Source organism: Acinetobacter sp. LipI_19 (genome assembly GCF_058242925.1).
This window is the reverse complement of the sequence record NZ_JBZAYK010000001.1, coordinates 928187-941128: the sequence shown is the minus strand read 5'-3', so window position 1 is coordinate 941128 and position 12942 is coordinate 928187. Positions and strand designations below refer to the sequence as shown.

Here is a 12942-nt window from a genome sequence, read left to right as displayed (position 1 = left end):
TGATTAATCTGTGCTGCCTGTTCGTTGTTGATCTGAATGAGTTGATTGTTCTGTTCGATTACCTTGTTGCTTTGTTGCATCACTTGATTGTTGTGTTCGATTAAGCTTTTGTTCTGCTCGATCAGCTTGCACAGTAAGTCTCTGCAAACACAACCGCATTCGTTCTTTTGCTCGTTCACTTTGTTTCCTTATCCATTCTCGACGTTGTTCACAGCCTCGGCATGTCATAATCTTCACCCAATAAAAAACCTCCCGAAGGAGGTTTAGTTATTAACCAACTAACTGCTTACGAAAGGATTTATGGATCATCTCTTTTATGTCATCTTCTAAGTTGGCTTCAAATATAAGAATAATACTTGCAGATTCAAATTCAAAAGACGACTTATCATATTCTTGACCAGATAGATAAAGTTCTAGATTCCCGCTATTACTTATATCTGAGAATCCAAATTTATCTCCACAAATATTTACTAAGATATATTGTTTTGATTTCATTATTATCTCTATAATTAATTTAGAAACAATAAATTATCAAATTATCCAAGTAAGATCAATCACTCAACATAACTCTTAAATTCTTAATCTGTTCTTTTAATCGAATCATCACATTGTCTATAGCGATTAATTCGCTGTGTCTTAGACCTGATCGACTTAAGTTTTGATACTTAGACAGCTCAGCACTGCAAAGCTCTAAGTCTTTTCTAGCCTGCACTGTGTCTGTCATAGTTTCCTCTAGGCATTAAAAAACCACCGTTGAGGTGGTTTGGTTAGAATTAATCTCAACCTTTGTTTGAGCCCTTATATTGATATCCTATAACTCGAAAACCAATGAGATTACTTAAATCTCTTAGCATCTCTTGCTCATTATCAGATGGAATTAAATTGGTTGTAAGCGAGTTTTTTATGCTTTTAACATTATTATTGTCTAGATATTCCACAAGGTAATAATGATCAACACTAGGTTTGTCTAACATATGAAATCCTTATTCAAAGTAATTAAATGATTTTAATTCGTAAAATTTAATTTTCACAGTCTGCACAAACCACAAATATGCGAGTACAATTCGCGCGTTTTTAAACATCAATATGGCACGCCATGTAGGGCTCGAACCTACAACCATTGGTATAGAAAACCCATGCTCTATCCATTTGAGCTAATGGCGCATAAAAAAAGACGCCTAAGCGCCTTAATTTTAAATACGGGATAATCCCTTATTTGATCTGCCTTGCCAGTTTCTCAGCCTCGACAAACGCATCATGAAAACTTACTTTATCTGAAAACCAAAACTTATAGGTCTTGTCGCCAATTACGATTGACTGCTGAAAGTAATCATTCGGGCTTTTCTCTACAACTTGACCGCTAAGATCACCACCGATGCAAATATTCATGTGATTTCCTGTTTATCGGTGGGAGTTTAGCACTTTTGATTGGTCTAAAAAGCAAAAAGCCCACTAAAAAGTGGGCTTAATGAGGATCTTGGTTTGGACTTGCACCAAACTAAAGGTTTCCACTCGGAATTTGTTTCTATGTTTCCACCAAGTAATTGTTTACCTGCTTTAACTGGATAAGCTACAAGATCAAAAAAATACCCACGTATTGGAATAGATGGGTATGGAAATCAATTATTAAGCGTAAAAAAAAATACAATAATGATCAACAGAAGGACAAAAGCAATCATGAAAAACCAATTGATGCTCATTCAAATCCCTCCAAGAATAAGTTATTAGTACTATGAGTTACTAGAAAATAAGCTTAGTAAAAAAATACCCACTTAAGAGGTGGTCTAAGTGGGTTTAGAATCCAACTAGCTATTTACGCATAGTTTTCAACTATAACTAATATTTCATACTTTTCATTTAAACGCAAACTTTTTATTTAATTTTAGCCTTTTGTCATGCCCTGCCAAATAAAACTCACCTGCGTAAAGCATGCTATTGATTGAGCTTCGACTCAATTTAAATCTTTCTGCCATCTGATCTAGGCTTAAGCCACATACCCATTTTTCGATAAACAGGTTAATTGCTGGCTTTGCAAATTTACATATTGTCTTTGAGTGCTTTAAATCACAAATCAATTTTTCAACCTGCAGCGCTTCAAAATCACTAATTTCAATAATTACCTGTTTTGAATTAGGTCTTATCTTTGCTTCTTTCTCACGAGCTAACCAGTAAATTTGATTGATTTCAAGCTGATCAGGCTCATGCCCTCCACGCATTCGGTTAATTGAGATCCAAGCGCCATACTGCTTTAACCAGTCCTCAAGGGTAAGCTTAGACCATTCCATAATTTCAATTTTTGAATTCATTTACTCACCACTGGAATTTGTTGGAAATCGCAACGAGCCTTCTTGCTGCCTTGCTCATGATTTTTTCTTTGCTTTTCACAAATGGATTGTGTTGCATACTGAAGTTGATAGTACGCTCTTAAATTATCTGTTCGATTGTATGAATCACTATTAAAACTCACCGTCAAAACCCAAACTGTTACCCATGTAATCACTACCCTTCACCCCACTAAAAACTTGTTAATCGCTTCTTGAAACATTGAAGCCAAAATAAAAACGGTTATACAGATGTAAAGTATTGAATCGCTATTCATGTACACCTCGTAAGGCTTTTTCCAAATCTTTAATTGCATAAACTGTAGTGTTTCGAACACCTTTGTCATACAGGTCCATTTCCTTAAAGTCGGTCATTGATTCTTTTAGATCACACAAAACTTGCTCAACTGCTTTGACTTTTTTACGCTCAAGTAAATACAAGTCTTCGATTGATTCGCTAACCATCTTGTATTCATCAATATCGGCCTGTAGGTATTTCCAGCACTGATACCAAATGACCCATTTATTATTAAACTCAACTAGATATTCAGCTTCCACCTTTGAATTTAAAGCTTCATACAAGCCAAATTCGCCAATCTCACTTTTAAAAACAACGTCAGCTTTAAAAACTCCAATCCAAAACCTATTTTTCTCAAATGCTTCTCTGCATTTATCCATTAAGTCGGAATTTAAATTTTGGTCATTATTTGTCATGCTCATATCCCAACCATTTTGGATTTAAATTTCTGATTCTGATCAACGTTCGCCAACTGCTTTTGGAAATATTCTAAGTTTTCATTTGAGATGTTTGAGAAACGACTGTATTGCAATTCTGAAAACAAGAAGGTTTCACCTGTCTCTCCATCACGTACCTTTGAGGCAATAACCTCAAGCATTCCCTTAAACTGGGATTTATCCTTGTTGTAATACTCATCACGATAAAGAAATAGGATTACATCAGCATCTTGTTCTATTGCACCAGATCCACGTAAATCTGACATAACAGGTCTTTTGTTTGGTCGCTTATCAACATCACGGCTTAATTGACTAAGGGCAAATACAGGGCAATCAAACTCCATAGCGATATTTTTCAACCCCTTAGAAATCACAGTCAAACGCTCATGTTCGGATATGTTTGGGTTTAAGTGAGGTGTTGCTATCAATTGTAGATAATCAATGAAAATAGCCCCTAATGAGCCAAATTTCGCTTTGGTTTTCCTAGCATGTCGTCGTACATCAGCAAGAGTCACAACGCCATCTTTAATCTCAAATGGTGCTTGTTGCATAAGCTTCACCGCGTCTGCAAAACCTGTCCAATCATCAGGATCCATGGTACCGTTTTGCATTCTTTTTAATTCAACACTGCCCATTGCTGCGGTAATACGTCTTGAGATTTTTTTCTTTTTCATCTCAATCGATTCAAATAAGACAGGCTTAACAAGATTGGTTGCAATGTGAGTTGAGATGTTTTGGGCAAATGCTGTTTTGCCCATACTTGGACGCGCTGCAACAATGACTAAATCACCATTTTGAATTTCACCAATTTTATTATCAAGTGCAATGAAACCAGTATTCACACCACGTACTGCATAAGTTCCATCCATCTTCTCAATCTGTATTTTGTTAACCTCGTCATAGAGATCAACCAATGAGTTAATTAATGGTTCTGGATCATCATCACTGGTAGCGGTACCAATATCGCTCAAAACACTATTTGCCTTTGCGATTGCGTCATCTGCCTCACCATTACTCAAATCATTGGCAATCTTCTGAATGCGAATAGCAGCCTCTCTGAGCTGTCTACGAGTTGCCAAGTCTTGCAATGTTTTCAAGTAAGACGAAACATTGTTGCTCAGTGTGACTGGTGCATTCTGGAATAAATCCAAAATGTATTTTTCGTTTACGCCCTGTTTTTCAGTGCCTAATGTTTTCAAGGAAGTCATGATTGTGACTTCGTCAATCGGTTCACCCTTTTCGTGAAGTTTTTTCATAGCACGAAATAAAACAACATGGGTTTGGATGGTGAAAATTGACTCGTTTGTCTGTGAAATTAATTCACAACACTCCCGGTATGTGAACAACGAAACCAAGAAAGCCAATTCGCAAGCTGGATCGGACAACTGGTCCTCAGTCACTCCCGAAATGTTAAATTGGGTATTCACTTACCACCTCCCAGACCTTGGCCATACTTCACAGGTATTGGTTTGATTTCAGGTGGTGGTATTAAATCTTGTTCTTCAGCAGGTTGATCATCAGGTGTTTGGTTATACAGACGTGGATCACGCTTAACCCATTTCACAAAATTTGAATACATCTGATTTGATCTAATTGATCCAGATTCAAGTTTGGTTTGGTAGTAAGCGTTTATCTCGGGCAAGATTTGATTAATCAATTCAGGTGTCATTGGCATCAAACCAGATTGTTTTAACCAGTCATTGAGTTGTTTTACATCAGGTGTCCAAACTTTTAAAACTTGATCAAGAGAATTTTCCTGATTTTCATTTTTTGGATTTTTTTCGTGTGTGAGGTTTTCACTCTCACAATCAGGATTCAGTTTAAAGGATTCAGGAATCAGGTTAAGGGAATCAGGAATCAGGGCGTTTCTTACTGGTATAGAAACAGTTTCATAACTGTTATCATCCTGCTCAATAACATTGTTAAAACTGTTCACATTAGTTTCATAACTGTTATTTATGTTTGGGTGAGTAGCCTGTTCAGTTGAATTTATGGGATTTTCACCATAAAAATCATTAAGTTGATCTTTAGTTAATAGTATCGGCTTACCAATGACTAACTTATTTTTTGGGTTACGTTTGTAGACTGTGTACATGCCATTTTGATCAGGAAGGTCACTATCCTTTTCCAGTCCATGCGGTTTTTGATGTTTTGAAAAGTTTATTATCTGGATAACATCAGTTCCATCACAGTTATATAACGCTATAAAACCTAGTTTAGAAATGTTCAATAACTGTTCTGAAACGTTTATTTCATCTGCTGGGAAAAGTGACATTTTGATTTTTTTGGCACGATTCTCTAAACGTCCCTCACGATCTGCTAATGTCCAAAGTCCAATAAACAAAAGTCGAGCCTCGAACGGCAATTCAACTAGATCTTCATTTGAGAAAAATGAAGGTTTGATATTTCGTGATCTAGCCATTACAACTTTCCTTTCGCTTCAATCATTTTTCTGTGTGCTGACTTAAATCGATTAAGCAATCCAAACTCAGCCCTGTTTCTTTCCAGATCCTCAAGGATGTCACCAATGAATGCGCCCTCACCTGGTTTGCATTTTCTCACCACACCCAGAGCATTCTGTAGTTCAATCTCAATTGTGCGAAATTCCTCTAAAGCATCCGCATAAGCATCATGATCAATCCACCATTGGTCATCATTTGCATTGTCTAAATCTTGTGCTAATATCGGTTTATTCATTTTGGTTTGCTCCAAATGACAAACCGCCTCTGTGTCAGCAGATGGCGGTTTAATTTTTTGATAAGTTGATTTCTTCAAGCTCACGTAAAGATGGGCAAAGGTCAGAAGCTTTAAACTTTCCCTCAGTCACTTTTTGAGCACGAATAGCCACCTTCTCGGACATATTTTTAGTCCCATTCACCCATCCAGAAACCGAAGGTTGTTTTACCTGAAGTGCCGTTGCTGTGTTTTCTTGCCCTTTAAAGTGGTCAACAAGCATCTGAAATAGATTTATTTTGACTTCGCTCATAGTCATATCCTTTAGTAGATATAATCAATATTATAACTATAGTTATTTTTAGTCAATTATTATAGTTATCTTATTTCCTTGACTAAATATAACCAAGGTTATATATTTACATAAATTTATTTGCGGTGATTAATAAATGTCTCTTAGCGAACGCTTAAAAGAAGCAAGAAAGAAAGCTGGTAAAACTCAAGCTGAGGTTGCTGAGGCAGTGAAAATTTCTCAACCTGCATACCAAGCCTTAGAGTCTGGAAGAAATCAAAAATCTGCATTTCTTCCAATGATTGCCAAATTCCTTGATGTTGATACTTATTGGCTAACATCTGGTGAAGAGCCAAAAAAGCTAAAAACTTTGAGCATTGAGGATATTAGAAAAAAATTTTCAACCCCTACTTCAGAGCTCACTGATTTAAATTTGGGAGTTGGGACAAATGATGATGATGATTTTGCCCCTGAAGGATTCGTCGCAATTGATTACTACCCTGAAATTAGAGCAAGTGCCGGTAATGGTTATATAAACCTTGAAGATACTAGTCCTCATAAGATGTTTATACCCACTTTTGATGTTTTAAGTTTTGGAGCAAGCGCCCCACATTGCAAAATATTTAATGTGGATGGTGAAAGCATGATTCCAGAGCTTTACCCGGATCAAAAAGTTTCAGTGGATATGTCAGCAAAAAAGATATATGACGGTGAAATTTATGCATTTACTAAAGGAAGTGAGCTAAAGATTAAAATCCTATTTAACTGGGGTGAAGAGGGGCAAGGCGGCTTTAGAGCAGTTTCACGCAATCCCGATAAAGTGCGTTTCCCTGATGAGTATTACTCACCTGCCCTAATAGAATCTGAAAATATTAATATTGTTGGACAATATTGGATGAAAATTGACATGCGAAAAGTAAGACGATGATGCAAGTAAAACCCCTTTAAACGAGGAATAAATAATGATTGCAAAACTAAATAAATCTAAAACTGCACTAACAATTAATCGCCAAGATTTTAAATTGGCTTTAGCTAAAATTGGTGCAAGTATCGATAAACAAATCGCCTCACTTAAAAAAGCCAAGCAAAGTTATGATCCTGCTGATATGGCGCGAGAAGTGATTGCTGAAGCTAATATCTTTGAAGCAATTATTGAAGGGTTTAACGAAGCTGAGGAAACTAATCTAAAGCTTGCTGACATAACCAATCTTGATGCAGCTCAAGAGTGGATAGATGAATTTTTAGAAAAATACTCTGAGAAATAAAATTAAAGTAATATTCTTGGTTAAAAAACTAACCTTCAACCCGACTCTGTGTCGGGTTTTATTTTGTCTACTTATTGTAAAAATTACAATTACAATAATATTTTATAACTAAAGTATTGACTATTAAAATAACCATAGTTATATTTATAACAAGAAACACAAAAAGCCCCACACTGTGGAGCTAATTTTAAAACTTAATGCTTTTCTCTGTTACCTACCAAAATTCCAGAGATGCATTGTTATAACTGGTGATTTATTATGAACCAAAACACAAATATTAGTCAAGTTCGTGATTCAAGCTCACTTGCTTTACTCGCAAAGAAATTTGATGAAACTTATAATGAGCAAGAGATTCCTTTAAAAGCTCTTTCGTTTTCAGCAACACTTAAAGAAATTGAAAGCCTATTTGATCCTGATTGCACTCATCTTCCTGATGGTGTACGCAAACCAACCCGATTAAGCCTTATTAATATTGCGTCCTTGCTACTTTTCAAAGTTGATCTGTTTGTTGCTGAGTTGAGTGAATCTGAGCTTAATAATGAAGATATTGAGTCGATGATGACCATTGTCCATGATCTATCTTTTGCTTTGAATGCTCTAGAAGCAACAATAATGGCAGACCACCTTGCAGCTGCTTTCGCACGTGGAATTTATCTTATTAGTGAAGATCTTATTAGGCTTGTAAAAAGTATTCCTGACCTCCTTAAAGCAATTGTTAAGGAGAATGGAAATGTCTAAGTCTCCTTTAAAAACCGTCGCAATTGACGATTTGCAATTTGCAAATGTTGTTGCTCGTCAAGACCTTGTTTGGGTTGTTAATATTCTTGAGGATATTAAACACAAGGTTAAGAACATTAAAGACGAATGTGTGAAAAAAGGTGTACCTCCTTACACGTTCAATAACCTTGAAACGTTCCTTGATCTCAATCATTTTACGATGCAAAACCGCTGTGATTATTACGATCAGGAATTGGAAGAAATTGGATTGAAAATTGATGCTTTGAGCAAAGGAGCATCGAAATGAGATTAGATATTTACGATGTTATCGAAGATGAAATTAAGCGTTGCAAAAATATAAATCACGCACTTGCTGATCTTTACACTCAAATCAGGTCAACTCAAGAGCTCGTTGATAATGATGGTCTTTATTTTACAAGTTCTTTTATATCGTTTGCGGTCGTAGAGCAATTAGCTAACTGCAACTTGGATAATCTAAGGAATTTATTAAAAAAATTAGAGTTAGAAGGTGGCCCAAATGACTGACCTTTCTAACTTACCAATCAAAACTAAACAACTGGCTTTTGTTTTGTGGCTTCACAAGATTGGTTATAAAGGCGTTATAAGACCTTGTGGAACTTTCGAGTTTCAATGCCACGTTGTTAATAAACGCTTCCCACGGAACGTGAAAATCGTTCCGAACTGGGGATTCAACAAACCAGCTAAGCAGTTGTATGCAGAATTTTTAGAGCATTTGAGGGCCCCAGAATGAAAAGATTAATTTTGCCTTGGATCTTATTGCAATCAGCTTCAATTTGTTCAGCTAAAAATGACCCACGTAAATACTTAAATGGTGTCACTTTAATTGATGGCCATGTTGTGGCTACAGATGCAGAACGTGTTTTTTACTGCAAATATGATGAATTACCAAAACTTAAAAAGCCTTTAACTATCCCAATTAAGGCAATTAAAAACCTCGAGAAAAAACTAGATAAAACACGCTCAAGTTGTTTTGTAGAAGTTGTGCATCATGTCGATGGTTTGGCTTTGAATGTAATTGATATTGATCCAGAGGTATTTACCCCTGTTGAATCTATATTCCCTACTGAATGGCACCACATGATCCCTCAAGATGATGGAATGCAATACAAAGGCGCATCACCCCATTTTCAATGGCGTCACATGGTTGATTTTCAAAAGATCAACAAGCTATTAGGTGCAATAAATCCCGATGACACTTATTTAAAACCAACAGGCTTAGAAACCCCTGCTCATGTTTATTTTTATGGCAATGATTATTCAGGTGCCAAGGGTTTGATTATGCCAATTAATGGACGGAGTGAAGCGTAATGAAGTTTAAGAAAACTATTGAACTCCAATACGACAATCTTAAAGCTACTGCATTGTGCAAAGCTAAAACAGATGTGCGTTTTTACCTTACTGGTGTTTATGTGGGTGATGGTTTTATAGCTGCTACTAATGGACACATGGCTTTGCTTTGTAATGAACCTGATTCAGTTGGTATGGATGTAATCATACCAGGTGATGCAATCGATTCGCTAATTCGCAAAGTTGGCAATAAAAGCAAAATCAAAACCACCCTACTGCACCAGATTGATGATGAATTTTGGTGCTTAAACCACGGCGGAAATTTTGAGATGTTTAGGCTTATTGAGGGGAAATATCCTGATATTAAGCGTGTTGACATCCCAAAGCCTACAGAGATCCAATTTAAGTTTTACCCAAAGTTCAACCTTGAATATTTGAGTATATTCCAGAAAGTAGCAAAAGTTTATAAACAGGCTTTCCCTTCTTTTTACCCAACAACTGAAAATCATAGTGCATATGTAGAAATTACAAATGATGTTCACGGCATTTTGATGCCTTGCAGGATTTAGGAGAGATTGCATGAATGCTATTACTTTCTCAGATAAAGCCAAGCAACAGACTTTAACCATGTCTACTCGCTTGATTGCAGAGTTGACAGGTAAACGCCATCCAGATGTAAAACGTGATTGCGAAGTGATGTTTGCTGAACTGAATTTAGATGTGAGCAAATTTGCTCATATCTATTTGGATAGCATGAACCGACAACAAACTGAATACTTATTGCCTAAAGATTTGGTTGAGACGCTCATCACTGGATACAACATTAAATTACGTTATCAAGTTATACAGCGATTGCATGAGTTAGAAAATCAGGCACCCAAAGAATTAAGCCGGTTAGAAATTTTGCAAATTGCTTTGCATGCGGAAGAGGAAAAACAGGCGCTACAGGGGCAAGTACAGCTTCTTGAACCAAAAGCACAAGCGCTTGATACCCTCGCTAATACCGAGGGCACATACAACATTCGTGAATGTGCTAAAACAATTGGTATTGGTGAGCGCAAGTTAGTCGATTTATTACTTAGAAAGAAATGGATCTATCGCGAGGAAAGCGGTCGTCTACAGCCATATGCCACCAAACGTGCTGAAGGTATTTTTATAAATCGACCTTCACCCGTTGTTACTAACAAGTATACAGGTGAAGAACAAGTTCATTTACATATGCGCATAACTGCTTATGGATTAACAAAAATCGCTGAATTGGTAAATAATTTTTTTAGTGAGGGTGGTGTGGAATGAATATATTAAAGGAACAATTAGACCATGCGCACGGCGTAGCTGAATTGGCGACCAGTGTAATTTCAAGCCTTATCGCTTTGCTTGAGTCTCAAGAGATAGATATTTCGGATGTTGAGTGTTAAGTTCGTACTGAGGATAATCAACAAGTGGGAAATAAGATCACATTGCGCCAGCTCACAAATGTCGTGCTGGATGAACTTGGCAAGGTTAAAGCATTGGATGGTGTGGAATGAGTAGACAAACAAAACTTTCTAAAATGACAGAAGAAGAAAAACTTCTGGCCACAAAGATATTTTGGGAATCTCCAAGTGATGCAACATTCCCACCGACCACAGTTGCCCTAGTCTTTAACGTGTCTATACAGTGGCTGCAGTTAAAACGTTGCGAAGGTGGAGGTATTCCTTTTACCAAAGGATTGCGTAAAATTTCATACACTAAAGGTGATGTTGTTAAATATTTCGAAGGTCAAAAACTTTCAAATACAATCTAATTTCAAAAGGAGGTCTAACCTCCTTTTTTATACCCTTCAAAAACTATGTCTTCAACTTCTTGCATGGCCAACCTTAGCTTTTTATCACTAATCTGAATATAACCCTCTGTTACATCACCTGAAACCGTATGATTTAATAATCTCTTAATGGTGTACTGACCGTAATCAAGATTTTCAGCTATGGTCCCGAATGTTCGTCTAAGGTCGTGGAAAGTGAATTCAATACCTGTTTCATCAATTATTTTTTGTTTAGCTTCAAATAAATTCGTTGTATAGCCTTTTTTCTTAGCCTTAGGAGAGGCAAAAACATATTCATTAAACTTTTGCTCATCCCTTTTTTTCATTATCTCCCAAAGGCGCTCCCCCATAGGTAATGTATGAACTTCACCATTCTTAGGATCATTTGAAGTTATCCAGCCATATTTTAAATCTACAGCATCCCATTTCAGCGTTTGACATTCATCACGGCGAAACCCAGTTAAGATTAAAGTAATAAGAAAATCTCTAACTGTATTACGCTCTTGTCTTAAGGCGGTAAAACTCATCACAGCATTAATCCAATCAGGCAACTGTTCTTGTTTCACGTAACCTTTTCGACGTTTAATTTTATTCCATGTTCTTTTAGCTTTAAGCGTTGCTACTGGATTAACAGCAGTAATTATGGATTCATCTTTGGCATCAAGAAAATGCTCTATAGAAAAGTTGAAAATTGCCCTAAAAACCGCCATTGCTAGATTTGCTTGAGCAGGACTTTTTTCTGTTAATTCAGTGTATTTCTGTTGCACCTGAATTCTAGATATATCCCCAATTTTAAGTTTTTTCCAATCAGCTAAATAATCATTAACAACCTTGTCATAATCTTTAAGTGTTCTAGATTTTAATGTTCTATTCTTAAGGTATTCGTTATAAGCAATATCAAGAGTGGGATGCTGTCTTGACACGTTTAAAATATGTTCATTTTGCTCACGTTCAGCCTTTTTTTCTTCATTTGGATTGTAACCTTGTGCCATTTGAGAAAGCAGGCCTTGTGCTAAAATTCGCGCCTGTGATAGTGTTAAATTGCCATGTAGACCAATAGTAGAACGTATTGCTTTGCCTTTGACCTTTTTTTCAACAATATAGGTCTTACAAGTTGAATTAACTCGTACAGCAAATCCAATAAGTTCACTATCTCTGTATATACCTGGTTCGCTTAGGGCATCAATTGCAGTTTTAGTGAATTTTATGCGTTTTGAACTAGACATTGTTTAACCCCTATTAAGCAATAACTAACACTAGTAAGCAGTATACATTCTAGTCTACTATGCGTCTACTTTATGATATTTTTAATTTAATTAAACTTTTCATAAACAATTTATAATCACTAACTATTTGATAGATATGCAATAAACAACACAGGAATGCATAGCAACATGAGTAATAAATTCGAATTCCAAATCCGTGTATATATCGAAGATACAGATGCTGGCGGTATCGTATACCATGCCAATCATATCCGCTTTATGGAACGTGCACGGACAGAATGGCTACGTGCATCTGGTATTGACCACTATTGGCATCAAAAAGATTACAATTTTGTCGTGCATAAAATTGCATTGAAATATTCTCGCCCTATACTCATGGACGATCTTATTACTGTTACAGCAAGTGTAGTTTCATGTAAAGCTTCGTCATTTGTGTTGCAACAGAATATATATCGTGGTGAAATCATGCTTGCTTCTGGCGAGGTAGAGTTGGCATGTTTAAGTACAGATATGAAACCTCGTAGAATTCCTGACGAAATCCGTGATTTAATTCTTCGAGAATTAGCTCACGAATAAAAAA

The 12942-nt window shown here is 36.3% G+C and carries 24 protein-coding genes and 1 tRNA gene; 12 read left to right on the top strand and 13 right to left on the bottom strand.

Going from position 1 to position 12942, the window contains the following annotated elements:
- Positions 1-3 precede the first annotated feature (3 nt).
- From AC4CVF_RS04580 to AC4CVF_RS04525, 12 genes are all read right to left on the bottom strand, one after another.
- Entirely contained in the window at positions 4-237 is a 234-nt protein-coding gene (locus AC4CVF_RS04580) for a hypothetical protein (protein ID WP_490789001.1), read from the bottom strand.
- Positions 238-270: 33 nt separating this feature from the next.
- On the bottom strand, positions 271-495 hold the full coding sequence (locus AC4CVF_RS04575; RefSeq protein ID WP_004725001.1) for a hypothetical protein: 225 nt from the start codon (positions 493-495) through the stop codon (positions 271-273).
- A 55-nt stretch (positions 496-550) separates the two neighbouring features.
- On the bottom strand, positions 551-724 hold the full coding sequence (locus AC4CVF_RS04570; protein WP_490789000.1) for a hypothetical protein: 174 nt from the start codon (positions 722-724) through the stop codon (positions 551-553).
- A 363-nt stretch (positions 725-1087) separates the two neighbouring features.
- Positions 1088-1164 (bottom strand) — tRNA-Arg (locus AC4CVF_RS04565).
- Positions 1165-1212: 48 nt separating this feature from the next.
- Positions 1213-1389 (bottom strand): hypothetical protein, encoded by a 177-nt coding sequence (locus AC4CVF_RS04560; protein ID WP_490788999.1) that lies wholly within the window; start codon positions 1387-1389, stop codon positions 1213-1215.
- Positions 1390-1853: 464 nt separating this feature from the next.
- The gene (locus tag AC4CVF_RS04555; RefSeq protein WP_419335325.1) at positions 1854-2306 is read right to left on the bottom strand and encodes a hypothetical protein; all 453 of its coding nucleotides are present in this window, start codon (positions 2304-2306) and stop codon (positions 1854-1856) included.
- On the bottom strand, positions 2303-2500 hold the full coding sequence (locus tag AC4CVF_RS04550) for a hypothetical protein (RefSeq protein ID WP_419335323.1): 198 nt from the start codon (positions 2498-2500) through the stop codon (positions 2303-2305). Before AC4CVF_RS04550 ends, AC4CVF_RS04555 begins: the two co-directional genes overlap by 4 nt.
- Before the next feature lie 91 nt (positions 2501-2591).
- Positions 2592-3035, bottom strand: a complete 444-nt coding sequence (locus AC4CVF_RS04545) for a hypothetical protein (RefSeq protein WP_419327902.1) — start codon at positions 3033-3035, stop codon at positions 2592-2594.
- Between the two features lie 2 nt (positions 3036-3037).
- Positions 3038-4483, bottom strand: coding sequence for a replicative DNA helicase (locus tag AC4CVF_RS04540; RefSeq protein ID WP_490788998.1), 1446 nt, complete (start codon positions 4481-4483; stop codon positions 3038-3040).
- The gene (locus AC4CVF_RS04535) at positions 4480-5478 is read right to left on the bottom strand and encodes a hypothetical protein (RefSeq protein WP_490788997.1); all 999 of its coding nucleotides are present in this window, start codon (positions 5476-5478) and stop codon (positions 4480-4482) included. Before AC4CVF_RS04535 ends, AC4CVF_RS04540 begins: the two co-directional genes overlap by 4 nt.
- On the bottom strand, positions 5478-5753 hold the full coding sequence (locus tag AC4CVF_RS04530) for a hypothetical protein (RefSeq protein ID WP_490774181.1): 276 nt from the start codon (positions 5751-5753) through the stop codon (positions 5478-5480). Before AC4CVF_RS04530 ends, AC4CVF_RS04535 begins: the two co-directional genes overlap by 1 nt.
- A 49-nt stretch (positions 5754-5802) precedes the next feature.
- On the bottom strand, positions 5803-6042 hold the full coding sequence (locus tag AC4CVF_RS04525; protein WP_490788996.1) for a hypothetical protein: 240 nt from the start codon (positions 6040-6042) through the stop codon (positions 5803-5805).
- Between the two features lie 136 nt (positions 6043-6178).
- Between AC4CVF_RS04525 and AC4CVF_RS04520 the strand changes: the two genes are divergently transcribed.
- The 11 genes from AC4CVF_RS04520 (at position 6179) to AC4CVF_RS04470 (ending at position 11118) form a co-directional block, all read left to right on the top strand.
- Entirely contained in the window at positions 6179-6949 is a 771-nt protein-coding gene (locus tag AC4CVF_RS04520; RefSeq protein WP_490788995.1) for an XRE family transcriptional regulator, read from the top strand.
- Between the two features lie 34 nt (positions 6950-6983).
- Complete coding sequence (locus AC4CVF_RS04515) at positions 6984-7286, top strand: hypothetical protein (RefSeq protein WP_490788994.1); 303 nt, start codon at positions 6984-6986, stop codon at positions 7284-7286.
- Between the two features lie 258 nt (positions 7287-7544).
- A complete protein-coding gene (locus AC4CVF_RS04510; RefSeq protein WP_490788993.1) occupies positions 7545-8024 on the top strand; it encodes a hypothetical protein in 480 nt (159 codons plus the stop codon).
- A complete protein-coding gene (locus AC4CVF_RS04505) occupies positions 8017-8310 on the top strand; it encodes a hypothetical protein (RefSeq protein WP_490788992.1) in 294 nt (97 codons plus the stop codon). The genes AC4CVF_RS04510 and AC4CVF_RS04505 overlap by 8 nt, the downstream gene beginning before the upstream one ends.
- Complete coding sequence (locus AC4CVF_RS04500) at positions 8307-8549, top strand: hypothetical protein (RefSeq protein ID WP_490788991.1); 243 nt, start codon at positions 8307-8309, stop codon at positions 8547-8549. Before AC4CVF_RS04505 ends, AC4CVF_RS04500 begins: the two co-directional genes overlap by 4 nt.
- Entirely contained in the window at positions 8542-8775 is a 234-nt protein-coding gene (locus tag AC4CVF_RS04495) for a hypothetical protein (protein WP_419318441.1), read from the top strand. Before AC4CVF_RS04500 ends, AC4CVF_RS04495 begins: the two co-directional genes overlap by 8 nt.
- Complete coding sequence (locus tag AC4CVF_RS04490) at positions 8772-9353, top strand: hypothetical protein (RefSeq protein ID WP_490788990.1); 582 nt, start codon at positions 8772-8774, stop codon at positions 9351-9353. Before AC4CVF_RS04495 ends, AC4CVF_RS04490 begins: the two co-directional genes overlap by 4 nt.
- A complete protein-coding gene (locus tag AC4CVF_RS04485; protein ID WP_490788989.1) occupies positions 9353-9901 on the top strand; it encodes a hypothetical protein in 549 nt (182 codons plus the stop codon). The genes AC4CVF_RS04490 and AC4CVF_RS04485 overlap by 1 nt, the downstream gene beginning before the upstream one ends.
- A 10-nt stretch (positions 9902-9911) precedes the next feature.
- Complete coding sequence (locus AC4CVF_RS04480) at positions 9912-10628, top strand: phage antirepressor KilAC domain-containing protein (RefSeq protein ID WP_490788988.1); 717 nt, start codon at positions 9912-9914, stop codon at positions 10626-10628.
- On the top strand, positions 10625-10750 hold the full coding sequence (locus AC4CVF_RS04475) for a hypothetical protein (RefSeq protein WP_490788987.1): 126 nt from the start codon (positions 10625-10627) through the stop codon (positions 10748-10750). The genes AC4CVF_RS04480 and AC4CVF_RS04475 overlap by 4 nt, the downstream gene beginning before the upstream one ends.
- Before the next feature lie 107 nt (positions 10751-10857).
- Positions 10858-11118, top strand: coding sequence for a DNA-binding protein (locus tag AC4CVF_RS04470; protein ID WP_490788986.1), 261 nt, complete (start codon positions 10858-10860; stop codon positions 11116-11118).
- Positions 11119-11132: 14 nt separating this feature from the next.
- Here AC4CVF_RS04470 and AC4CVF_RS04465 read toward each other — a convergent pair whose 3' ends face one another.
- Complete coding sequence (locus AC4CVF_RS04465; RefSeq protein ID WP_490788985.1) at positions 11133-12362, bottom strand: site-specific integrase; 1230 nt, start codon at positions 12360-12362, stop codon at positions 11133-11135.
- Between the two features lie 168 nt (positions 12363-12530).
- Here AC4CVF_RS04465 and ybgC point away from each other — a divergent pair, with 168 nt between their 5' ends.
- On the top strand, positions 12531-12938 hold the full coding sequence (gene ybgC, locus AC4CVF_RS04460) for a tol-pal system-associated acyl-CoA thioesterase (RefSeq protein ID WP_004724526.1): 408 nt from the start codon (positions 12531-12533) through the stop codon (positions 12936-12938).
- Positions 12939-12942: the final 4 nt, after the last annotated feature.